This is a genomic window from Acidobacteriota bacterium, from assembly GCA_016716905.1.
Taxonomy (GTDB): domain Bacteria; phylum Acidobacteriota; class Vicinamibacteria; order Vicinamibacterales; family SCN-69-37; genus SYFT01.
Genome location: JADJUS010000004.1, coordinates 1116633 through 1139119 on the forward strand (window position 1 = coordinate 1116633; position 22487 = coordinate 1139119).

Sequence of the window (22487 nt, forward strand, 5' to 3'; positions counted from 1 at the left end):
GGATTTGGTTTGTCCAACATTTCGCCATTTCGGACATTTGTGACATTTCGCCATTTCAACCTGGGCCGTCAGCCGGGGCTCGTACCAGCTTCTGCCGTCAACGCATTCCGAATGTCCCAAAGTGGTTGGAAGTAGCGAACGTCGAGCCGCCGGCCCAGCACCTCGACTGGCGTTCCCTGAGTGCCAATGACGTGTCCCCCAATGACGCGCTCGACGAGCTTAAGGTGAAGCGTCCGCCACATGACCAGCCGCTGGTCCCAGTCCAGCATCCGTTCGGCCAATTCGAAGAGATCGACGTGCTCGTGGCTGAAGCGGTAGATGTCGCGCAACGTAATGCCGCGCTGGGCCACGAGTTCGTTAAAGGCCTGTGACAGGCGCGGCGAGAGTTCGTGGATCTGGCGGAAGCCAGGCGAATCAAACCCACTCCCATGTCCCAGCTGCGTGCGGACGCCGTGGTAGTCCCACGGCGCCAAATGCTCCAGCATCATCGTCGCACCCTGGACCTGGTCGAGCGCAGCCACAGCCCGGCGCATCAGGCCGGATGGCGTTCGACAGTCGGCCTGCCTGCACGTGGGTGATCACCGTGTCGAGTTCGAAACACGCGAGCTTCATCCACAGTTCCGATGATTGATGGATGGTCTGGAAGAGCAGTTCATCGCGGTGCGCCATCTGTGCCGGAGTCTTCTGCAGCGCCAGGAGTTCGTCGGTGCGCAAATACCGTTCGTAGTCGGTGGCGCCGGGGCCCGGCAGAATAGGGTCGTTGAGTCCGCTCATCCGGTGAGCGTAGCAGAGGCCGGATGCTTTCGTAAGAACGCGAGCATGCGCTCGCGGTGTTCGATGCTGCGAGCGGTCGGCATCGTTCGAGCGGCACTCAACCGTCGAGCAAATTGATCCGGGCGATCAAGGTGATCAAGTAGCGGCATCGGCCGGTCGCTTGGCCTCGTGGCCCGAAACGCAGCGATCGACACAATCTTGCCCTGGGTCTCCGTCTGAGTCTCTGTCATGCATCCAGCATCTCGCGCGGGTGTGACAGGCCAGGTCACAGCCCTGTAAGATGGCCGGGCATGTCGCGCCAACAATTTGACGAAACGGCAGCGCTGGTCGGTGCGCTGCAGCGGGAAGTGGAACGAGTGATCATCGGGCAGCGTCAGGTGCTGCGCGAAGTGCTGATTTGCCTGCTCGCCGGTGGCCACGTACTCCTACGGGGTGTGCCGGGACTGGCCAAGACTCTGCTGATCAAGACCCTGGCCCAGGCCGTGGATCTCAAGTTCAGCCGCATCCAGTTCACGCCAGACCTGATGCCGTCCGACATTCTCGGCACCGACATCATTGAAGAGGACGTGGCCACAGGCAAGCGCGAGATCCGATTCATCCCCGGACCCATCTTCGCCAACATCATCCTGGCCGACGAGATCAACCGCACCCCGCCAAAGACGCAGGCGGCCCTGCTCGAAGCGATGCAGGAGTATCAGGTGACGATCGGCGGCGTGCGATATCCGTTGGCGCGACCGCTGTTTGTGCTCGCCACGCAGAACCCGATCGAGCAGGAGGGCACACACCCGTTGCCCGAGGCGCAGCTCGACCGGTTCATGTTCAACGTGGTCATCGACTATCCGGCGGCTGATGAAGAACGACGAATTCTGGCAGAGACCACATCGCGCGCAGCGGCCGAGATCACGCCAGTGGCCGCCGGCGCGCAGTTGGAGGCCGCTCGTACGCTCGTGCGCGATCTGCCTGCGGCCGACAATGTGGTGTCATCGCCCTGCGACTGGTTCGCGCCACGCGACCTGCGGACGAGAGCGCGCCTTCGGTAATACGCGAGTGGGTCAAGTGGGGCGCTGGTCCGCGAGCTGGACAGGCGCTGCTGCTGGGTGCCAAGGCGCTCGCCTTGATTGACGGCCGGAGTGTGCCGGCGCCCGAAGACGTCCGCGCGATCGCTGCCCCCGTGCTCCGCCATCGTCTCCTCCTGAACTTCCAGGCCGAGGCAGACGGGATTGATACGGACACGGTTGTGACACGGCTTCTGGAAAGCGTCGCGCCGTAGGCACCACTGGTAATTGAGGATTGAGCGGTTGATGCCTAGCGCTCTCTCGCCCGCACTCGTCGCTGCCGTCGACGACCTGGAGGTCGTGGCGCGGCTGATTGTCGAAGGCATGCGCAGTGGGCAGCATCGCAGTCCGTTCCACGGCTTCAGCACCGAGTTCAGTCAGTGCCCGCGCGTATCGTCCCGGCGACGACCTGAAGTATCTGGACTGGAAGGTCCTCGCGCGCACCGACCGTCTGTATACCCGGCAGTTCCGCGAGACCACGAACATGTCGGCGGTGATCTGTCTCGATAGCAGTGCGTCGATGGCCTATCCGGACACCGGCCTTTCGAAATTCCGCTACGCGCAGATGATGGCCGCAGCGCTGTCGCATCTCATCGTGACCCAGGGCGACGCTGTCGGGTTGATGACGATGCAGGCGGGGCGATTGGTGTATGTGCCCGCCCGGGGTGGGCGTGGGCACCTGCGCACGGTGCTGGCGCAACTTGATCGGCTCGAGCCCGCAGGGGCGTGGGAACCACAAACCGTGATTACGCGCGCGGCAGACTTGCTGCGGCGCCGTGGGTTGGTGTGTGTGATCTCCGATTTTTACGATGCGCCCGAGGCCACGCAGGTGGAACTGCGCAGGGCCAATCGACGCGGGCATGACGTCGCGCTGTTGCAGGTGGTGTCGAAGCAGGAAGTGGATCTGCCGTTTGTGGGCGATCTTGACTTCGAGGATCTTGAGACGGGCGCGCGTGTGTTGCTCGACCCTCGCGCCACCAGAGCAGCGTATCGCGATCGCATGGCGGCCTTTCTGCAAGGGTGGCGCTCAGTCTCGAAGCGCGACGGCTTCGACTATGCGCTGATGACGACGGATGAGTCGCCGGCCGAGGCGTTGCGTGGCTACTTGCTCCGCCGCGGGGCGACGCCATGATGTGGATGGCGCCCTGGGCGTTTGCCGGACTCGTCGCCGTGGCCGCACCGGTCCTGGTGCACTGGCTCGCGCGACAGCAGGCCGACCGTTTGGCTTTTCCAACGCTGCAGTTCCTGGTGCGCACGCCGCCGGTGTCTGTGCGACGACATCGTTTGCGCGACCTGCCGCTGCTGCTGGTTCGTGTGTTGATCGTGGTGTCAGCGGTCGCCGCGCTCGCGCAGCCGGTGTGGGTGCGGCCGGCCGCGCCTGCGGCGCGACCGGCCCGCGCCATTGTGGTGGACACCAGCGCGAGCCTCGGGCGCGCGCTGGCAGATGGGCGCGTGGGCCGGGACGTGGCGCGTGAGGCGGCGGCGGCGTTCGCCGCCGAGGCCGGCGAGCCACCCGCGATGGTGATTCCGGCGGAGCAGCTCGCGGATGGTGTGGCGCAAGCGGCGGGGTGGCTGGCACGCGAGGAGGCGCCGCGCGAATTGATGGTGGTGTCGGATTTCCAGACAGGTGCGCTGGTGGCGTCCGACCTGGACGCGGTGCCGCCGGATGCGGGTGTGCGCCTGGTGCCGGTGGCTGTGAGCGGGCCGGTGCCGGCCGAGCCGGCACCGGCCCGCGGACGATTGCGGGTGGTCGCGGGCGCCGCTGGTAGCGAGGCCGCGCGCCGTGCGGCGGCGTCCGAAGTGGCCGCGCGCGGACTTATGACCTCTGAGGTCGTTTCCGGTGATCGCGCCGGAAACGACCTCAGAGGTCGTTTTGAGATCCCGCTGATCTTTCGCAACGCACCGGACCATGCGGCGTTGCGGGCCGCCAGCCGCCCGATCGATACACCTGAACTATTCGGCTGGGTTGCTGACATCCGTCACGAACTGCGCCGCGCCGGCTGGGCTGCGGAAAAGACGTCGGGTGTCTTTTTCGCGAAAAAGACACCCGACGTCTTTTCCGAGACCGGTATCGCCGTCTTCACCGACGCCGACCCCGGCAGCCTCGAGGCCGCCACCTTGATGGCGGCCATCCTCCGCGTCGCCGGGCCCCAGGCCCTGACACCCGCCGAGCGCGAGCCCGACACCCTCGCGCCTGCCACGCTCCAGGCGTGGCAGCGCGATCCCGCGCCACGGCCGGCGCTCGGCCGCAACAGCGGCCGCAGCGACGGCCGCTGGTTCTGGGCGCTGGCGCTCGCACTGCTCGCGCTCGAAACAGGGATGCGGCGCTCGACCCGCGTCGCGTCATCCGAGGTGGCCCATGCCGACGCCGCCTGACGTCCGCGTCCGCGCGCTGCTCGCACTTGTCCCCAGGCGTCTTGGCCTGCAGGCTGCCGCGCGCGCCATCGCCCTCGGCGCTGCCGTCGCCGTCGTGCCGTTCGTCTTCACCCGCCACTTCGGAGTGACGATCGGTGTCGGCATCATTGCCGCCGCCGCGCACTTCTGGGCTACACGAGGGCGCGCGCCCACAGCGCGGCCCTCATCGAAGCCAAGGCACCCCAGTGCCGAAACGTCCTGGTCACCGCCGAGGCCCTGCTCGAGGGGCGGCTCTCGGCCATCCCCGCCGTCCAGGCCGTGGTGATCGATGATGCGGCGCGGCAGGCCGACGGAATCGCGCCGGCGACGCTCTGGCCCTGGGGGCGTTCGGTGCTCGCGGTCGCGGTCGCAGTCCTGTTGTGGGTGCTGGTCACGTTCCTTCCCGCCGATCGCCTCCCGGGTCTGGCGCCCGGTGCGGTCATCGCCTCTTCCGCTGCTGTCGTCGATCAAGTCGAGATCGTCGTCACGCCGCCCCCGTACACGCGTCGTGCGGCAGAGACTGTGCGCAATCCTGAGCGCATCTCCGTGCTCGTGGGCTCGCGCGCCCGCGTGCAGATCACATCAGGCGCGGCCGCTGTCACGATCGAGTCGAGTGCGGGGAGCCAGCGCGTCAATCGTGGAGACTCCGCAGTGTTTGTCGGCGACGTGATGGTGGAGAGCGATGGCTACCTGGCCATCACGCCACTCGATGCCACCGGCACCGCCGGGCCGCGGCGACTAATCGGTGTGACCGCGGTCGTGGATCGCGCGCCCGAAGTGCGCGTCACCGAGCCCGCCAAGGACTTGTATCTGACGGATGGCAATACGCGCATCACCGTCCGCCTCCAGGCTGGCGACGACCTGGCGCTGCAAAGCCTGCGGTTGGCGTATACCAAGGTTGCCGGCGCCGGCGAGTCGTTCACGTTCACTGAAGGCGAAGTGCCGGTGACGGTCACGCGCGCCAGCGACCGTGAATGGACGGCTGTTGGCGTATTGCCGCTCGACACGATGGCGCTGGATATCGGCGACATGGTCGTATACCGAGGTGTGGCGACCGACGGCCGGCCCGGCGCCCCGCCGTGGAATCCGATGCCTTCTTCGTCGAAATCGTTTCGGCGAGCGACGCCATGGCGGAAGGGTTCTCGATCGACGATCGCCAGGACAAATACGCGCTGAGTCAACAGATGGTGATCATCAAGACCGAGCGCCTGATCGCGCGTGCGCCCGGCCTCTCCAGGGACGCGTTGATCGATGACGCCATGTCGATTGCCGCCGAGCAGCGGTCGGTGCGCGCCGAAATCATGTTCATGATGGGCGGCGAGTTCGAAGACGAATTTGTGGAGGCCGAACACGAGCACGAAGTGACCGACGGCCGGTTCGACAATACCGGCCGCGCCGATCTGGCACTCGCCACGCGGTCGATGAGCCGCGCCGCCACGCAACTGACGGAAGCCGATTTGAAGGCCGCGCTCACCAGCGAGCGAGTGGCGCTCGCCGCCATGCAGCGCGCCTTGTCGCGCCGCCGGTTCATCCTGCGCACCCTCACTGAGCGCAATCGCATCGACACGGCCCGCCGGCTCCAGGGAAAACTGGCGGACCTCGGCCGCGGCATGCGAAGTGTTGAACCCGCCGAGGCCGGCACCCTTGTGGAAGCCGTTCGCGCGGCACTGCTCGCGGTGAGCGATGTCTCCCGCGCGGCCACGCTCACGCCGGCTCACGCGGATCTGCTGTCGAATGCGGCCGCGCGCTTGCTCGTGGCCGACGGGCGCGGGGCGCCCGTCGTGGATATCGCCTCCAGACTCAGTGCGGCCGCAGAGGCGATCGCCGCCGCCAACGCAGAGGTCGCGCGGCGCTCTCTCGGCGACGCGGCGGCCCGGCTGACGGCCGTCGCTTCGGCGGAACTCGCCACTGCGCCCGCCGCCGGGCCGGATTCCGCGCGCGCCCGCTTGCTCGGAGCCCTCGCCGACGCGCTTCGCTCAGGAGGCGGCCGGTGACGAGCGAGCGCATCCTTCGCGCGGCAGCCGTACTCATCGCCGTTGCCGCTGTGGTCGATCCCGCCTTCCTCAGGTCCACCCAGGTGCGACCGACGGTGGTGGTGGCGCATGCGACGGCGTCCGACCGCGATCTGGCCGCGCGGGTTGCCGCGGCGCTTGAATCGACATTTGCGGTTTCCCGAGTTGATGTGGCGGGCGCCGCCGCCTACGTCCTGGCTGGTTCCGACGTCCCCGAAGAATGGCGGCCTCCCCAGTCAGCCGTGGTCTTTGCGGTCACGCCCGGCGGCGGCACGCTCGGCCTGCGTGTGCTTGACCTCAAGGTCCCGGCACAGGCCTCGATCGATTCGGTGGCACCGGTCGTGGCGACGGTGTCCGTTGACGGCTCCGGCGATCGCGAAGTGACCGTCGCGCTCGTGGTTGATGGCCTGCGGATGCAGGAGGTGAAAGCGCGCGTCGCGGGCGATGACACGCGCATCACCGTGCCGCTGACGTTTGTCCCGGCACGGCCCGGGCTCGCGCGTGTGCGCGTGGAGGCCACCGCCACCGGTCGCACTGATGCCGCGGCCGATGCGGTGCTCGATGTGACCGCACGTGTCTGGCGCGTCCTCGCGTTTGACGGCCGTCCCACCTATGCCGCCACATTCGTGCGTCGGGCGCTCGAAACGGATGCGCGCTTCCAGGTCACCACTCGTATCGTCACGTCGCGCGCATCCGCGGTGCAGACCGGACCGGCACCGGCATCGCTGACAGACCCGCGCGCGCTCGACGGCTTTGATCTCGTGGTTGTGGGCGCAGCCGATGCGCTCGGAGCCAGTGAAGCGGCGTCCCTCGAGCGGTATCTGCGAGAGCGCCACGGCGCCGTCGTTCTTCTGCCCGAAGGCACAGACGACCCCGTCCTGTTTCGACTGACGGGTCAGGCCACGTGGCAGGAGGACCGTCGCGCAGAACCGGTTCGGGTTGAGGGTGGCGAGGGCTTCACGGCGAGCGAGTTCTTCTGGCCGTCGCGTTGGCCACCGCTCGCCGCACCGCTCGCGACATTTGGCCAGGCCGACCCATCAGCTGCTCGCCGATTTCCTGTGGCAGATGCCTGTCGGCAGCGGGCGAGTCGTGGTGAGCAGCGCGATGGACGGGTGGCGCGCGCGTGCGGGCGCCGCCATTGGATTCTCGGCGTTCTGGCGGTCCACCGCCGCCGCTGTAGCCAACGCCACACCTCCGCTCGTGAGCGTTGCACTGGCTCGGCGAGTCCTGGTGCCGGGGCAGTCGACGAGCGTCGGAGTTCTGTCGTTCTCGAGCGGTGTCCCCACCGCGCAGATGCGCGCCACCTCGGGCGCGGTGTCGCCTGTTCGGCTCTGGCCGTCATCATCGCCATCTGCGAATGGGGTCGCCGAGTGGCAGGGTGAATTCCGCGCGCCTGACGCGCCGGGACGGTACCGGCTCGACGTGACCACCGAAGGCGACGCCGCGGGCGCGGCCGAACTACTGGTGGTGGGCGCCGATGGCGATGCCGACGCATGGGTGGCGCCGGCGAGCGATGGGGACGGCCTGGCGGCGATGGCCGCCTCGGCCCATCGGGGCGGCGTGGTGCCAGAGGCGCAGTTGTCGGCACTACCCGCGCAACTGGCTGCCGCACTAAAGGTCGCGCCGGTGCAGCAGCCCTGGCGTCCCATGCGTTCAGTCTGGTGGCTCATTCCGTTCACTGCGTGTGCAGCGGGCGAGTGGTGGCTGCGCCGCCGCCGCGGACAGCGCTAGCGCACTCGGGCTTGAGGAACAGCCCGAGCTACGTACTGGTTCCCTGTGTTCCCAACGTAGCTCGGCCGTTCCCAACGTAGCTCGGGCTGATCTTCAAGCCCGAGGCCTGTGGCGTCAGCGCGAGGGCGCGCAGCATCTGACGGCGGATGACATGAACGTGTCGATCGTGTAGACCTGATTGCCGGCGCGTGGCCGCGTGTCGGCCAGAAAAACAGGTGTACTGACCTTCTGGTGGAACACCAGTGACGCGTCCGCCAGCCCGCCGAGCGGCGTGTTCTTGAAACGCGCTCGGAACCGCTCGACTTCCCACTCTTCAAGCAGGATGTACACGTCGTGGTTGCGGTCGTTCAACCAGCGCACCACATCGTCAAGCCGGTGGGGCTCAATCCAGTCATAACGCAGGGACCGGCGGCCGCCGTAATAGGTCACTGAGCCGGAATGCTGGCTCGAAAGAATCACGCTGCCCGGCCGCGTCATCGCGCGAACGGCGTGCGCGGCCGACACATAGCGAAGTTCGCCCCAGCCGACCCGGAATGAATCGTGTCCGTACGCGTATGCAGGCCCCAGCCTCCGCAGAGGACCAGCGCCAGAATTCCGGCGCGGCCGTATGCGCGGCCGGTGGTGTTTGTGGCGAGCCACGCGGTGCCGATGGCCAATGCCGGCCAGGCCGGAAGGAGAAACCGCAGGTACCACCAGTCGATAAACACCTGGTACGGCAAGTAAATCGCCAGCATGCACGCCGCAACACACACGAGCACGCTGGCCTGCATCAGGCCATGCGATTTTCGCAGCCATCCCGCCGGTATGGCCAACGCCGCCAGGCCCAACGCCACGAGCGGTGTGTGACTCTGCAGCAGCCAGGTCGAGTAGTTCCAGATGTTGGGGCGATATACGACCACGAAAAAAAGCCATCGAGGTCGCCATAGCCGGACGCCGTCGGTGATCCGTACACCGATTGGTTGAAGAGGGCCATGCCGATCGCGCCGGGCGCCGCGCCCGCGCAGAAGATCGCGCATCGCATGGCGCGAGCCCGCCAGGTGGGGACCTGACGATCGGCGAGAAGCAACCACACCCCGAGGACGCCGACCAGTGGCGTGAGATTCGGCCGCATGAGCACCACGACGGCCATGGTGATTCCGGCCAGCAGTGCGCGGGTGCGTGACGTGTGCAGGCACCCCAGAATCGCCACCGCGCACAGTGCCGCCGCGGGCACATCGCTCATCGGTGACGCCATCATGTGGATGACGACGGGGCTGGTGGCGACGATCCACGCGGCGGCCGCACCGACCTGCGGTGAGCCCATGCGCCGGCCGATCCTGTACGTGGTGGCCACCAGAAGGCCCGCCATCAGGGCCACCAGAGCCACGCTGCCGCATTGCCCGAGCAGCCACTTCGCTCCCGCGAAGAGCAGCGGCAGGCCCGGTGGATAGACCGGCACACTCGAGAGACCGCCGGCCGCCGGCCGGTAGCCCAGTGGCGCGGCGATGCGCGGCAGGTGCGGCCACGGCGCGTCGCGCAGCCACTCCTGATCGATGGTCAAGTCCCCGGCGAGCCATCCGTCGGCTTGTCTGACGTAGCCGAACGCGTCGGAGCCACCTGCGGCACCGTGGTTGATCTGGAGCGACGTCCCTACGATGAGCACGGTGAGGGCGGCCGCGATCACCGGGGGCCTGAACAGGGCCCGCATCGCTGTCACGTCGGTGTTGACGCCGTGCCACCGCAGTCCGATGAGTCGGATGACGAAGAGCGCCGCGGCCAGGCCCAGCGGTCTCAAGGGATCGGTGGCTCGAATAGGGAGGCCCAGTATGTCTGCCCTGATGCCTCCCGCGAGCCAGGCCACCACGCTCGCAGCCACGAGGACCACGCCCGCGAACGTACACCATGCAAGAACCGACCGCATCACGTTCTGGAGGATAGCCGATCGCAGTTGCGCCGACGCGGCGGACAGCGGTAACCTTCGCATCACCATGTATTCACGCGATCAGGTCAAGGCCATCACCGACAAGATCTTCAACATGTCCGGCGCGGACAACATCGAGGTGAATTTTTCCTCCTCGGAACGGTCGGGCACGCGCTTCGCCAACTCGTCAATCTCCGCCAATCTCGTGCAGTTCGATCAACAGTTGACGATCACGACGCACGTGGGCGCGAAAGTGGGCACGTCCGCCACGCGCGACTTCAGCGACACCTCGCTCAAGTTGACATTCGACGAAGCCATGACCAATGGCAGGGGCGCCCCCGATCGCGCCACACCACCCGTCCTGATGGGGCCGCAGGAGTACATTCCGGTGGACGCCGCGCTGCCGAGCGCAAAGAGTTTTGGTCCCGCCGAACGCGCGCGCATGGTGCGCACCAGCATCGACATCAGCAAAAAGATGGGCACGGTCGGGTCGGGCTTCATCCCGAAGAACCATCAGACGACGTGTGAAGCCAACACCAAGGGGCTGTTTGCGTTTTATGAAGTGGCGGACGCGAGCTTCATCCTGACGTGCCGCATGCCCGATGGCTCGGGCTCAGGCTGGGCGGGCATCACGGGTATCAAGGACATCGGCATGATCAACCCGGTGGAAATCACCGAGGTCGCGTCCAAGAAGGCGCTCGACAGCCGAAAGGCACGAGCGCTGGAACCCGGGCGCTACACCGTGATTCTTGAGCCGCGCGCGAACGCGCGATTCCTGTCGCTCATGACCGGCATCTTCGGTGGCGGTGGCGGCCAGTTCATGCAGGGGAAGAAGCCGGGCGACAAGATCTTCAGCGACTTGTTCACGCTCAAGAGCGACATCGGCAATCCGATCCTGCGGCAAACCACCATGCTGGGCGACAACACACCTGCGGCACCGGTGACCTGGCTTGAGAAGGGTGTGCTGCGTAACCTCACCGGCGGCCCCAATAGCACCAGCCCGAAGGCCAACGTCAACATGAGCCTGGTCATGGAAGGGTCTGACCTCAGCACGGCCGACATGATCAAGCAAACCAAACGGGGCCTGCTCGTGACGTTCTTCTGGTACATCCGCGGCGTGGACAACGCCACGCTGCTCAACACCGGCATGACGCGCGACGGGCTGTTCCTCATCGAGAACGGCGAAATCACCATGCCCGTCCAGAACTTCCGGTGGAACATGTCGCCGCTCGTGGGCTACAACAACGTGTCGCTTGTCGGTAAACCCGTGCCCATGTCGATGGGCGAATCGTACGACGGCGGCAACAGCGCGCTGATTCCACCTGTGCGCATCGAAGACTTCTACATGACGTCGATTTCACCGGCCGTCTAAGGACACCATCATGGCTTTCACCCGCAGAGACTTCATCAAAACGGTCGGCGCCTCGGGCGTTGTCCTCGCGTCCCATGACCTCATCGGCGATCTGCTCGCGCAGACGCCCGCAGGCAATCCCCTGCAGTCCAAGTTCAAGGGCCTTGGAGACATGGTCCTCGCGCAGGCCAAGCTTGCGGGCTGCACCTACGCAGACGTGCGCTTCACGCGCCAGGCATCGATGTCTGTCAACGCCAACGGCAGCAACAACGCCGGTCGCGGAGGCGGCGGTGAATTCGGCGGCCGCGGTGGCGGAGGCGGCGGCCGGGGTGGTGGTGGCGGCGGTCGCGGCGGCGGTCGTGGCGGTGGCGGCTTCGGCGGTCCGCAGGGGATTTGCGGCCTTCGGCGGGCGCGAAGGTTCGCGCGGTCCGGCGGGATTCGGCGTCCGCGTGATTCACAGCGGCGTGTGGGGCTTTGCGTCCAGCCCGATCGTGACCGAAGACGAAATTCGTCGCATCACGAACGTGGCCATCGACGTGGCCAAGGCGAGCGCGGTGGCCAAGACGTTTGATGTGCGGCTGGCGCCGGTGCCGGCCTACACGGCCCACTGGGTGTCGCCGATGAAGAAAGACCCGACCACGGTGCCTGTCACCGAGCAGCAGCAGCTCGTCCAGCGGGTCGTCGACATCGTCATGAAGAACCCGCAGGTCACGAACGTGAACTGCAGCGTAAATATGGGCTACGAGTGGAAGTACTTCGCGTCGTCTGAAGGGTCGTACATCGAACAGGAGATCTACGACACACAGCCGAGCTTCAGTGTGACGGCGCGGGTGGGTGAGGTGACGCAATCGCGGCAGTTCACGGCCGTGCCGAAGACCGCCGGCTGGGAAACCGCCGAAGAGTCGGAGATGATCGAAAACGCCGAGCGCATCGCGTCGGAAGCGGTTGAGTTCTGCACCGCGAAGCCGATTGGCGTCGGCGTGAAGGATCTGATCCTGTCTCCGTCACATGCGATGCTGACGCTGCATGAGATCGTGGCGCACCCCACCGAGCTCGATCGCATCATGGGGTATGAGGCCAACTACGCCGGCACGAGCTTCATCAAGGTGTCGGACCTTCGGCAAGCTGAAGTACGGCTCCAAGCTGTTCAACATGACCTGCGACCGCACCATGCCGGGCGCCATGGGCACCGTTGGGTATGACGACGACGGCGTGAAGACACAGAGCTGGCCGCTCATTCGCGAAGGCATCCTGGTGGGGCTGCAGACCAACCGTGAGACCGCGCACTACATCGGCGAGAAGGAAAGCCGAGGCTGCACCGGCGCCGGGTCGTGGCGCGACTATCCGTTCCTGCGCATGCCCAACGTCCATATGGACTACGACCCGAAGGGGCCCTCGCTCGCGGAGATCATCGCCGACACGAAGGACGGCGTGATGATCGACGGACGCGGCAGCTACTCGATTGACCAGCAGCGGTACAACGGGCAGTTCGGCGGCAACGCGTTCTGGGAAGTCAAAAACGGCAAGGTGACCCGCATGGCCACCAACGTCACGTACCAGGCCATCACCACGGACTTCTGGGCCAACCTCAACGCGGTGGGCAACCAGTCCACATGGAAGATGTTCGGCACGGGTGGCGATGCGAAGGGCCAGCCGACCCAGACCAACAGCATTTCGCACGGGTCGCCGTGGATGCGGATTGGGAAGATCCTCGTGGGCGCCGCGTTCTCGTAAACCGATCAGGACGGGTGATGCGCCTGCGCTGGCACCAGCCGATCGTGGCGCTTGGTGCCTATCTGGGCATCACCCTGGCCTTTCTCGCGCCCGTCCTTGGGCGCCTCGGCTCGGGGCTCATCACATCGCCGACGGCGATCCAGCCCATGGATCACCTGCAGGTGCTGTGGAATGCATGGTGGATCGAGCGGAGCCTCTTCGCCGGCGCCAACCCGTACTTCACCGACATGCTGTTCGTGCCGTACGGCACGCCGCTCGTCTTCCACTTCCTGACACCGATCCAGACGTCGGCGATCGTCCTGCTGTCGTCGGTCTTCTCCACTGGACTCTCGTACAACCTCGTAATCATCGCCGGCTTTCCCGTGGCCGGCCTCGGCGCGTACGCCCTGTGCCGCGTGGTCACCCGGCACCATTGGGCAAGCGTGGTGGGCGGGGTCGCCTTCATGTTGAGTCCGTTCATCGTGAGCAAGGCCGCCGCCGGCTGGACCAACATGCTCTACAGCGGGGTTCTTCCGTTGTATCTCGCGTGCCTGCTGCACGCCACGTCCGGCTACGCCGGCGCGGCGGCGACTGTCGAAGGTGCTGTTGGCGCTGAGTGTGGTGCTGTTGCTGTTTACCGGCGACGTCACTGTTGTGTTTGCCGCCAACGTCACCGTCTGCGTGTTTGCCTGGCGATGGTGGACGTCGGGGCATCTGGCGGCCACGGTTGCCGGATTCGGCCGTGCGCTTGCATTCTCAGCCCTCGTGGCGGTGCCGTATTTCGCCATGGTGGCGTACGTCTTCAGCTATGGCTTCGAGATTGATGTGGGGCGCAGGCTCGACTTCATTCCTGACCTCTGGTCATATCTGCTGCCGTTTTCGCCGACGTCGATCTACAGCGAATCGCTGAAGGGGCTGCACCTGTCCCCGACGGTGTGGACCGATCTCGGCCGTGTCGGGACGGCCTGTTATCTGGGGATCGTGGTCCTGCCCCTTGCGTTGGCGGGTTTCTGGTCGGGCCGCAAAGACCCAACGGTCCGATTCGTCGTGGTGCTGTTTTTCCTGTTCCTCGCGTTGTCGATGGGACCGCGGCTGCTAATCCTGCGAGAGGAGGTGCGGGTCGGCCCATTCCCGTTCGCCCTGCCCTTCATGCTGTGGGCAAAGATCCCGCTGTTGGGCTCGGTGGCCCAGTCTGGCCGCTATCTGGTGATTTCGTACATGGCGATGAGCGTCGGCGTCGCCGTGCTCACGGCCGCTGTCGCTGGTCGGGAGGGCCGGACACGGGCACTCCTCGCCGGGGCGCTCCTTCTGCTGCTCGTGTGCGCCGACTTTGCCTTCCAGATGGGAGTCAGGCCGCTGCCGCCCATGCCGAGCCTGGCCGGTACCGGCGGCGTTGTGCTTGACCCGCGCCTGCGAAGCAGTCAGACGATGTATTACCAGACGTCGCACGAACGGCCGCTCGCGGGCGGGTACCTCTCAAGGCGACCGGAGTTTGCGTTGCGAAAGTACCGTGAACTTCCCGGGTTCAATTGTTTGTACTTCGGCGTCCGTTCGGCCGATTGCGACAAGGACGCCATGTTGTCGTCGTTGCGTTCGCTGGATGTGACTAATGTCCTGCTCGACCCGCGTGACTGGCGTGGCGAGATGCTGGCGCGCTACGGCTTCCGCCAGCACTACGCCGATGTGTGGACGGTGGTGTGGGAGGTGCCGCGCTGACACGTGTCAGCGAGACAGCAGATGCACGCGCGCGACGTCATGCATGTAGCCGCCGACACGGGCGTAGGCGGCGGACGCCGCCAGACGGATTTCGGCAAGACCGCGCGCAGTGTCGCCCGTGGATTCCAGATACAGGCCGACATAAAGGTGAGCGTAAAACTCGGCTGACGGACTGCCAGCGGCCGCCTTCAGCACGTCGGCCGGATCGAGTCGCCCCCGAAACATCAGATCGATTTCACGCATCGGTACGCGCCCGTCGGGGCCCACCGGCAATATCTTCGCCCTCGCCGCAGCAGGTGACTCGGCTTTTGCGACGCACAGGAAGTGCCACGCCGCATTCTCGACGTCGGCGGGATTGACCGTGCGATGCGATTCGAACTGCAGCCGGCATGCCTCGAAGCGGCCCGCGTAGTACAGCGCGATGCCCCGTTGCCAGAGCTGCGGCGCTGCCTCCGGCTGGAGCGCCGCCACGCGATCGAAACCCGCCACGGCCTCGGTGATTCGACCGGCCCGAAAGTGCGCGACCGCCAGGTCCAGGACTTGCCCGACCGACTGGCCGCTTGCGGAAAGCGGTGCGGCGGTCAGCACCACCAGCGCGATGGCCATCGCCCTCATCGTGGGGCCCGCAGATCCAGGCACACCAGGGTGTCGTCGTTGCGCACGAAGAGAAACCCGCCCGCGATCGCTGGCAGCGCACGGACCGTACCGGGCAGGACGCGTGCTGACGCCTTCTGTCGGAATCCGTCCGGTGAGGCGTCGGCGATCACCAGTTCGCCCGATTCCCGCATCACCACCAGAAGGTCGCCGGCCAGCGTGATGCTTCCGGCGCGAAACTGATCGACCGTCCAGCGGACCTTGCCCGTAGCCAGCTCCACTGCGCGCAGGCTCGGCCCCTGTTCCTGGCGTCCGTGATAGCCGAACAGGATGCCGGAGTGGTGAACGCTGGTCGCGTAGTGCGTCGTGAGCGCGTCATTCGATGACCACAGTTCGGTGAGGGCCCCGTCGCCCATGCGGAAGACGCCCGCGCCAGGGCCGTACTCTGCCGAGATGAACACGCGGTCGCCAACAACGAGCGGTGAAGCGGCGTTGACCGACGACGCCGACCGCGATCGCCACGGCCGTTGCAGCACCACCTCGCCAGTGGCCGGCGCGAGACCAACCAGGCCCGCCCGGGTCAGGAACAGCGCGAGTCGTCGCCCGCCGACCGTCGTCATCACCCCGGACGAATAACTGGCCCCGTCCGTGGTGGCGGTCCAGAGTTCGCGCCCGGTCTTTGCGTCAAGGGCGACGATGCCGGCGTTGGGGCCACCGATGTTGGCGATGACGCGCCCATCTTCAACGACGGGTGATCCGGCGGCGCCGAAGAAGTTCTTGGGCACGTGATATCGCGCCATGGTGTCCACATGCCACAGCGCTTTGCCGCTCGCCAGGCTCACGGCGTGCAACTGGCCTTCAGCGCCGAAGGTATAGACCACGTCATCGGCCACCACCGGCACCGCCCGAGGGCCATCGTCGAACCCGAAGTCATCGCGGTAGGTGGTGGCATAGTCATGGCGCCACTGGGTGACGCCGGTCGTGGCATCCATCGCCTCGACCACCTCACGATTGCCGAGCCGCTGGAAGAGGATGACGCGGTTGGCCACGACGACTGGGCCGCTCAGTCCGTGTCCGACTGGTCTTCGCCAGACGGCCTTCGGGCCCTGGGCGCCCCAGCTTGTGGCAAGCGGCGGGCCGGCATACGCGCCATTCCTGGACGGGCCAAGCACCTGCGGCCAGTCTTGCGCCTGCACGGCAGACAGCATGGCCAGGGCCGCGATCGCCACCCTCGCTGTGTTTGCCATGCTGTTCCTCCCTGACATCGAGGCCGCAAGCGTAGCAGGGACGGCATTGGGGCGAAAGAGGCGCGGTAGAATCGCTCGATGACTCACCACATCCGTGGGCTGCACCATGTGACAGCAACCGTTGACGATGCCCAGAGTGACCTGAACTTCTGCCTCGACCTGCTGGGCATGCGGCTGGTGAAGAAGACCGTCAACTTCGACAATCACCACGTCTATCACTTCTATTACGGCAACGAGCGCGGTACTCCCGGCACGATCTGGACGACGTTTCCGTACAAGGGACACGGCGTGCGAGCGGGCGTCAAAGGCGTGGGCCAGGTGGTGACCACGTCGTTTTCCGTGCCCGCTTCGTCACTCGGGTTCTGGCGCGATCGCCTGAAGGCCTACGGTGCGGAGGTTCGTGACGTCACGACCCGATTTGGCGAAGACGCCGTGGCCACCGTGGATCCGTCGGGCTTGTGGTTCGAGCTCATCGGAACGGTAAATGACGCCCGTGCGCCATGGACCGGAAATGGCGTTGACGCGGCCGAGGCCATCTGCGGCCTTCATAGCGTGACGATGACTGTGCGCGCGGCTGGGCCGACGCTCGAACTGATGACCGGCGTGCTCGGCTACAAGGTGGTCAGTCAGGAGGGCACGCGCACGCGGGTGGCCGCTGGTGGAAACTCGCCAGGTCACTTCATCGACATTGTCGAACAACCCGATGCCGCAGCCGCGATCAACGGCATCGGGACGGTGCATCACGTGGCGATGGCGATCGCCACGAGCGACGAGCAGGTTCGACTGCGTGAGGAACTCCTCCAGATGGGTGTGCGAGTGACCGATGTGCGCGATCGTTGCTACTTCCAGTCGATCTACTTTCGCGAACCCGGTGGCGTGCTCTTCGAAGTGGCCACGATGCAGCCCGGGTTTGACGTCGATGAGCCGCTCGCCTCCCTCGGCCGCGACTTGAAGTTGCCGCCATGGGAGGAGCCATACCGGAGGCAAATCGAACCCGGCCTCGACACGGTGGAGTACTGACGTGTTGCCACACGAAGGTCAGCCCGTAGTCGAAGCCGGAAGCCCGCTGGGGCAGGCGCCAGGCGCCGTCATCATGGTCCACGGCCGCAACGCGGCTCCTGAAAACATCCTGGAGTTGGCCACTCGCTTCAATCGGCCTCATCTCACATACCTCGCGCCTGCGGCGGCCGGAGGCACCTGGTATCCGTTCAGCTTCATGGCCGACGTGGCGAGCAATGAACCAGGCCTGTCCTCAGCCCTCGACGTACTGGCGGGGCTGGTTCATCGGATCGAGACCGCCGGCATTCCGCGGTCACGCATTGTCCTGATGGGATTTTCCCAGGGCGCGTGCCTGACGGCCGAATTCGCGATTCGCCAGGCGTCCCGCTTCGGCGGCGTGATCATCTTCAGCGGCGGCGCCATCGGTCCGCCCGGAACGACATGGCACTCCACCGGACGGTTCGATGGCACGCCGGTGTTTCTCGGGTGCAGTGATCGTGACTCACATGTGCCTGAACTGCGGGTCCTCGAGACCGCTGACGTGTTCACGCGCCTCGGTGCGACAGTGACGACCCGGATCTATCCCGGCATGGGGCACCTGGTGAACGACGATGAGATCGAGTTCGCGCAGGGTGTGCTCGACGCCGTGGCGGTCTGAACATGTCTCAAACGCCCCCGCGCGTTGTGTTTGGCGCCGGGTCAATTGCGCGCATCACCGCCGAACTTGATGCGATCGGCGTTTACCGGCCGCTCCTGATCACAACGCCTGGGCGAACAGACACTCTGGAAACTGTCCGCCGCCACCTGGGCGATCGGCTGGCGGGCGTGTGCGACCGGGCGGCTCTCCACGTTCCCGTGGCGCACGTTCGCGAGGCCATTGAGGCCGCCGACCGGTCCAGGCCTGATGCGTTGTTGTCGATTGGCGGCGGGTCGGCGGTCGGCCTGGCGAAGGCCGTCGCCCTCGAGCGAGGCCTACCGATCGTCGCCGTTCCCACGACCTATGCCGGCTCGGAGATGACAAGCATCTGGGGCCTGACGGAGGGCGAGCACAAGCGGACGGGACGTAACCCCGCGGTGCGTCCCCGGCTCGTCATCTACGATCCCGAGTTGACGCTGGACCTGCCGGCCGGCGTAAGCGCGGCGAGCGGCATGAATGCGATGGCGCATGCGGTGGAGGCGATGTGGGCCGCCCGCGTCAGCGTGGAGGCTATCCTGGCGGCGGGCACCGCCATCCGGTCGCTGGCCCAGGCGCTGCCTCGAATCGTGGAGCAACCGTCTGACGTCGACGCGCGCCTGCTGGCGCTCCGGGGTGCGCACGCGGCAGGGGTGGCCCTTGAACTCGCCCAGATGGGCCTGCATCACAAGATTTGTCATGTGCTCGGGGGCACGTGTGGCCTGCCGCATGCGCAGACTCATGCCGCGGTCCTGCCGCACGTGGTGGCCTTCAATGCGCCCGCAGCGCCCGAGGCGATGGCGAGAATCGCGAGCGCGCTGGGAGTGGAGGACGCGGCTGTAGGCCTGACGGCCCTCAATCGTGCACTTGGCCTCACGGCCTCGCTCCGCGATCTCGGTCTTCGCGAAGCGGACCTGGACCGCGCGGCCGACCTTGTGGCCTCATCGTCGTATGGGAACCCACGGCCGGTGACCGTGGCCGACGTGCGGGGGGTGCTGGCACGGGCGCTTGATGGTTGACCAGAGTCAGCCGGTCACGGATAGGTATACGGTGTAGCCCATGAAGACTCCCTCTCGGTCCTTCGTGTTGACGATTCGCCTGTCAAATGAACTCGACCGCAGGCTCTCGGCAGAGGCTGGACGCCAAGGCCTGACGCGTAGCGCGACCGTGTGCGCGATTCTGGACCACGCGCTCCGCAAGCCGCTCCGAGTTCCGGCAGCCGCCGCGCGTCGCCAGTCGATCCTCGCCAGTGGCCACGGCGCCGATAGGGATACGGAGACCTTCATCGAACAGCTCGCCGACGACCGGGATTGGCGGTGAAACGCGGCGACCTACAGCGTTTTCCGTTTGCTGGTAGACCTCGGCCTGGAAAACCAGGCCGAGCTACGCACGGGAGCATATCGACCGGGCGTAGCTCTCGTGCCGTGCATCACCGCTTGAATTCACCCGGGCTGGTTCTCAAGCCCGAGTGTGCACTGCACACAAGCAAAAAACCTTCTAGTCGGTGAAGTGTGCCGCGATCGGCGGTGAGTCGGGCCGTTGGGCGGTGCGAGGGCGAGGAGCTGGGAGCCGTGACCGACGCCCTCAATCGCTGGCTCGACCCCTGATCCGCCATCGTCCTAAGGGCCGACTGAAGGATATGATTCCCCGGCCGCCACTGATGCACCTTGCCGCCGGTACGCGAATCGGTCCTTACGAAGTCACCGGCCTGCTCGGGGCGGGCGGTATGGGCGAGGTGTATCGCGCCCGCGATGCGCGCCTGAATCGTGATGTCGCCCTCAAGGTGCTGCCCGATGAATTCGCCGCCGATCCCGAACGGCTGCAGCGCTTCACCCGCGAGGCGCAGGCGCTGGCCGCGCTCAATCATCCGAATATCGCGGCGATCTACGGAATAGAAGAGTCCGGGGGCCAGAGTTCTGGGCCCAGGGTGCAGGCGCTGGTCATGGAACTGGTCGAAGGGGAGGACTTGTCGGCGCATATCGGTCGTGGCCCGGTCTCTGTGGCCGATGCGGTGTCGATCGGGCGGCAGATTGCGGATGCGCTTGAAGCCGCCCACGAGCAGGGCATCATCCATCGCGACCTGAAGCCTGCCAACATCAAGGTCCGCCCGGACGGGACAGTGAAAATCCTGGACTTCGGCCTAGCGCGGACGCTGGACCCTGGAGCCGGGACGCGGGACGTGTCGAACTCTCCCACCCTGACCGCCCGCGCGACGCAGATTGGGATGATCATCGGCACCGCTGCCTACATGGCGCCCGAGCAGGCCAAGGGCAAAGCGGTCGATCGTCGCGCCGACATCTGGGCCTTCGGCGTCGTCCTCTACGAAATGCTGTCCGGCCGGCGGGCGTTTGACGGCGAAGATGTGTCCACGACGCTCGCGGCCGTGCTGATGAAGGACCCGGAGTGGAGTGCACTGCCGGCCTCAACACCCGCGGCGCTGCGGCGCCTGGTCTTGCGGTGCCTTGAGCGCGACCCTCGGCTGCGGCTTCGCGATATCGGTGAGGCGCGCGTGCTGCTCAGTGACGCGGCTGCGGTTCGCGATCAACCCGCGAGCGCCGCGGCCACGCCCGGGCAGTCGGCGCGCCCATCAATCGTACCTTGGGCGATCGCCGTACTTGCGGCCGTGGCCGCTGCGGTGTTTGCGATCCTCCCGATGGTGGGCTCCGAACCCGAAGGAGTGCCGGTTCAGTTCAATGTGTCCTTTCCCCCTGGGATCCGTCCGTTGTCAGCCGGGAGCGACTATCACGGCGGCGCGATTTCTCCCGACGGGCACAACGTTGCATTCAGTGGCGCTGACGAGAAGACCGGTCGGGTCGCCATCTACGTCCGGTCCATCGATTCCGTGGAAGCGACGATGGTCAGGGGCACGGACGGGGGGCGATACCCGTTCTGGGCGCCGAACAGCCGGACCATTGCGTTTTATGCGCGGGGCAAGCTGAGTCGCGTGGACATCGATGGCGGATCGCCGATGGTGATTTGCGACGCGCCCAATGGCGGATGGGGCGGTGCGTGGAACCGCGACGACATCATCCTCGCCGGTGTCACCGACCCGGGCCCGCTCGTCAGAGTCTCGGCAAGGGGCGGAGATACCCCTGTGCCGGTGACCAAGGTCCTGCCAGGAGACAACGATCACGACTGGCCGCAGTTCCTTCCCGATGGCCGGCATTTTGTTTACACCGCCTGGGGCAACAGCTTCACCGGTGCCAACAATACCTACATCGGATCGCTTGATTCCCCCGACAGCAAACTGCTGGTCAAGGACCTGTTTCATCCGGCCGCGTATGCCGATCCTGGTTTTATTCTGTTCATCCGGGACGGAACGTTGATGGCGCAGGAGTTCGATCCTCGGTCGCTGGAACTCAAGGGAGTCCCATCGTCCGTCGCGAGCGACGCCAAGGGGCCCATCACCGTCGCCGCGAATGGCGCGCTGAGTTACACGTCAACGCTGATGGACAACACGAGCCGGCTCGAGTGGATTGGCCGCGACGGTACCGGTGGGCGGCCTCTTGCGCCGTCAGGGTTCTATGCCGATCCAGCGATTTCGCCCGATGGGACCAAGGTGGCCTATGGGAAGAAGGAATCCCTCAGCGGCACGTTCGATGTCTACATTCTCGACCTCACGACCGGAGCAGAGCGGCGACTCACGTTTGATCCAGCCGATGACCGATCCCCGGTCTGGTCACCTGACTCGAGGGACATCGTGTTCAGCGCCGGCCGTCAGCCCGTCGGCTTGTATCGAAGACAGGCGAACGGCGCCGGCGCGGAAACGATGATTTCTCCGAGCGGCACCAGGCAGGTCTGGTCGGGACAGTGGAGCAAGGATGGATTTATCCTCTCGTACGGCGACGCCGACGGGTCGTGGGACATCTTCACGCTCTCGCTTCCCGATCTGAAGTCGACGCGCATTCTGGGCTCGCCGACGCTGAACGAATCACGTGGGGCTGTGTCGCCCAATGGGAAATGGCTTGCCTACGACGCAAGAGAAACCGCCAGGTTCGAGGTGTTTCTGACGACGTTTCCGCCTTCGGTGGACAAGTTGCCCGTGACGACCGAAGGCGGAGCCGAGCCGAAATGGAGCCATGATGGTAAAGAGTTGTTCTACGTCAACTCCACGACCGGCGCGCTGATGTCGGTACCGGTGACACTCACTGACCCTCCCACGTTCGGCACCCGCCGGCAGGTCCATCCCGGTCCGCTCGATTGGGGCTGGAACTCCAGCCACAGCTTCGACCTCGATCAGAAAACTGGTCGCGCGCTTGTAGAGGTCGTCGAGGCAAGAGCCGACCTGACCTTGGTGCTCAACTGGCGGGCACTGCTGAAGAGGTGAC

General features: G+C 66.0%; 24 protein-coding genes and 1 pseudogene. 17 read left to right on the forward strand and 8 right to left on the reverse strand.

Annotation, left to right across the window (positions count from 1 at the left end; all coding sequences use genetic code 11):
- Positions 1 to 68: 68 nt before the first annotated feature.
- The 3 genes from IPL75_08960 to IPL75_08970 are packed head-to-tail and all read right to left on the reverse strand — an operon-like array spanning position 69 to position 1004.
- Positions 69 to 488, reverse strand: coding sequence for a hypothetical protein (locus IPL75_08960; protein ID MBK9240385.1), 420 nt, complete (start codon positions 486 to 488; stop codon positions 69 to 71).
- Positions 415 to 774, reverse strand: coding sequence for a hypothetical protein (locus IPL75_08965; GenBank protein MBK9240386.1), 360 nt, complete (start codon positions 772 to 774; stop codon positions 415 to 417). Before IPL75_08965 ends, IPL75_08960 begins: the two co-directional genes overlap by 74 nt.
- On the reverse strand, positions 771 to 1004 hold the full coding sequence (locus IPL75_08970; protein MBK9240387.1) for a hypothetical protein: 234 nt from the start codon (positions 1002 to 1004) through the stop codon (positions 771 to 773). The genes IPL75_08965 and IPL75_08970 overlap by 4 nt, the downstream gene beginning before the upstream one ends.
- 60 nt (positions 1005 to 1064) lie before the next feature.
- Between IPL75_08970 and IPL75_08975 the strand changes: the two are divergent.
- The 8 genes and pseudogenes from IPL75_08975 to IPL75_09010 all read left to right on the forward strand — a co-directional run bounded on the left by IPL75_08975 (position 1065) and on the right by IPL75_09010 (position 7966).
- A pseudogene (locus tag IPL75_08975) lies at positions 1065 to 2044 on the forward strand (AAA family ATPase).
- Positions 2045 to 2160: 116 nt separating this feature from the next.
- Entirely contained in the window at positions 2161 to 2961 is an 801-nt protein-coding gene (locus IPL75_08980; GenBank protein MBK9240388.1) for a DUF58 domain-containing protein, read from the forward strand.
- A 5-nt stretch (positions 2962 to 2966) separates the two neighbouring features.
- A complete protein-coding gene (locus tag IPL75_08985) occupies positions 2967 to 4205 on the forward strand; it encodes a BatA domain-containing protein (protein ID MBK9240389.1) in 1239 nt (412 codons plus the stop codon).
- Positions 4189 to 4509: a hypothetical protein gene (locus IPL75_08990; GenBank protein MBK9240390.1), complete on the forward strand. Its 321-nt coding sequence runs from the start codon at positions 4189 to 4191 to the stop codon at positions 4507 to 4509. The genes IPL75_08985 and IPL75_08990 overlap by 17 nt, the downstream gene beginning before the upstream one ends.
- Complete coding sequence (locus IPL75_08995; protein ID MBK9240391.1) at positions 4503 to 5399, forward strand: DUF4175 family protein; 897 nt, start codon at positions 4503 to 4505, stop codon at positions 5397 to 5399. Before IPL75_08990 ends, IPL75_08995 begins: the two co-directional genes overlap by 7 nt.
- The gene (locus IPL75_09000; protein ID MBK9240392.1) at positions 5303 to 6217 is read left to right on the forward strand and encodes a hypothetical protein; all 915 of its coding nucleotides are present in this window, start codon (positions 5303 to 5305) and stop codon (positions 6215 to 6217) included. Before IPL75_08995 ends, IPL75_09000 begins: the two co-directional genes overlap by 97 nt.
- Positions 6214 to 7617, forward strand: a complete 1404-nt coding sequence (locus tag IPL75_09005; protein ID MBK9240393.1) for a hypothetical protein — start codon at positions 6214 to 6216, stop codon at positions 7615 to 7617. The genes IPL75_09000 and IPL75_09005 overlap by 4 nt, the downstream gene beginning before the upstream one ends.
- 40 nt (positions 7618 to 7657) lie before the next feature.
- Positions 7658 to 7966: a hypothetical protein gene (locus IPL75_09010; protein MBK9240394.1), complete on the forward strand. Its 309-nt coding sequence runs from the start codon at positions 7658 to 7660 to the stop codon at positions 7964 to 7966.
- A gap of 114 nt (positions 7967 to 8080) precedes the next feature.
- Here the strand turns inward: IPL75_09010 and IPL75_09015 are convergent, their stop codons facing one another.
- Genes IPL75_09015 through IPL75_09025 form a run of 3 tightly spaced genes read right to left on the reverse strand, consistent with a single transcriptional unit; the run spans position 8081 to position 9740 of the window.
- Positions 8081 to 8470: a hypothetical protein gene (locus tag IPL75_09015; GenBank protein ID MBK9240395.1), complete on the reverse strand. Its 390-nt coding sequence runs from the start codon at positions 8468 to 8470 to the stop codon at positions 8081 to 8083.
- Positions 8440 to 8736 (reverse strand): hypothetical protein, encoded by a 297-nt coding sequence (locus tag IPL75_09020; protein MBK9240396.1) that lies wholly within the window; start codon positions 8734 to 8736, stop codon positions 8440 to 8442. Before IPL75_09020 ends, IPL75_09015 begins: the two co-directional genes overlap by 31 nt.
- Positions 8736 to 9740 carry a glycosyltransferase family 39 protein gene (locus tag IPL75_09025; GenBank protein MBK9240397.1) on the reverse strand — a complete coding sequence of 335 codons (1005 nt, stop codon included), beginning with the start codon at positions 9738 to 9740 and terminating at the stop codon, positions 8736 to 8738. Before IPL75_09025 ends, IPL75_09020 begins: the two co-directional genes overlap by 1 nt.
- A gap of 31 nt (positions 9741 to 9771) precedes the next feature.
- On the opposite strand from IPL75_09025, the gene IPL75_09030 reads away from it, so the two are divergent.
- The 4 genes from IPL75_09030 (at position 9772) to IPL75_09045 (ending at position 14646) form a co-directional block, all read left to right on the forward strand.
- Entirely contained in the window at positions 9772 to 11238 is a 1467-nt protein-coding gene (locus tag IPL75_09030) for a hypothetical protein (GenBank protein ID MBK9240398.1), read from the forward strand.
- 269 nt (positions 11239 to 11507) lie between these two features.
- Positions 11508 to 12419, forward strand: a complete 912-nt coding sequence (locus tag IPL75_09035; protein ID MBK9240399.1) for a hypothetical protein — start codon at positions 11508 to 11510, stop codon at positions 12417 to 12419.
- Complete coding sequence (locus tag IPL75_09040) at positions 12370 to 12951, forward strand: hypothetical protein (protein MBK9240400.1); 582 nt, start codon at positions 12370 to 12372, stop codon at positions 12949 to 12951. The genes IPL75_09035 and IPL75_09040 overlap by 50 nt, the downstream gene beginning before the upstream one ends.
- 585 nt (positions 12952 to 13536) lie before the next feature.
- Positions 13537 to 14646 carry a hypothetical protein gene (locus tag IPL75_09045; GenBank protein MBK9240401.1) on the forward strand — a complete coding sequence of 370 codons (1110 nt, stop codon included), beginning with the start codon at positions 13537 to 13539 and terminating at the stop codon, positions 14644 to 14646.
- Positions 14647 to 14652: 6 nt separating this feature from the next.
- On the opposite strand, the gene IPL75_09050 is transcribed toward IPL75_09045, so the two are convergent.
- The gene (locus tag IPL75_09050) at positions 14653 to 15252 is read right to left on the reverse strand and encodes a hypothetical protein (protein ID MBK9240402.1); all 600 of its coding nucleotides are present in this window, start codon (positions 15250 to 15252) and stop codon (positions 14653 to 14655) included.
- Between the two features lie 5 nt (positions 15253 to 15257).
- Entirely contained in the window at positions 15258 to 16487 is a 1230-nt protein-coding gene (locus tag IPL75_09055; protein ID MBK9240403.1) for a PQQ-binding-like beta-propeller repeat protein, read from the reverse strand.
- 78 nt (positions 16488 to 16565) lie between these two features.
- On the opposite strand from IPL75_09055, the gene IPL75_09060 reads away from it, so the two are divergent.
- From IPL75_09060 to IPL75_09080, 5 genes are all read left to right on the forward strand, one after another.
- Positions 16566 to 17507 (forward strand): ring-cleaving dioxygenase, encoded by a 942-nt coding sequence (locus IPL75_09060; protein MBK9240404.1) that lies wholly within the window; start codon positions 16566 to 16568, stop codon positions 17505 to 17507.
- 73 nt (positions 17508 to 17580) lie between these two features.
- Entirely contained in the window at positions 17581 to 18144 is a 564-nt protein-coding gene (locus IPL75_09065) for a dienelactone hydrolase family protein (GenBank protein ID MBK9240405.1), read from the forward strand.
- Between the two features lie 2 nt (positions 18145 to 18146).
- Positions 18147 to 19178, forward strand: a complete 1032-nt coding sequence (locus IPL75_09070) for a maleylacetate reductase (protein MBK9240406.1) — start codon at positions 18147 to 18149, stop codon at positions 19176 to 19178.
- Between the two features lie 40 nt (positions 19179 to 19218).
- Positions 19219 to 19479 carry a hypothetical protein gene (locus IPL75_09075; protein MBK9240407.1) on the forward strand — a complete coding sequence of 87 codons (261 nt, stop codon included), beginning with the start codon at positions 19219 to 19221 and terminating at the stop codon, positions 19477 to 19479.
- A 319-nt stretch (positions 19480 to 19798) separates the two neighbouring features.
- Positions 19799 to 22486: a protein kinase gene (locus IPL75_09080; protein MBK9240408.1), complete on the forward strand. Its 2688-nt coding sequence runs from the start codon at positions 19799 to 19801 to the stop codon at positions 22484 to 22486.
- Position 22487: the final 1 nt, after the last annotated feature.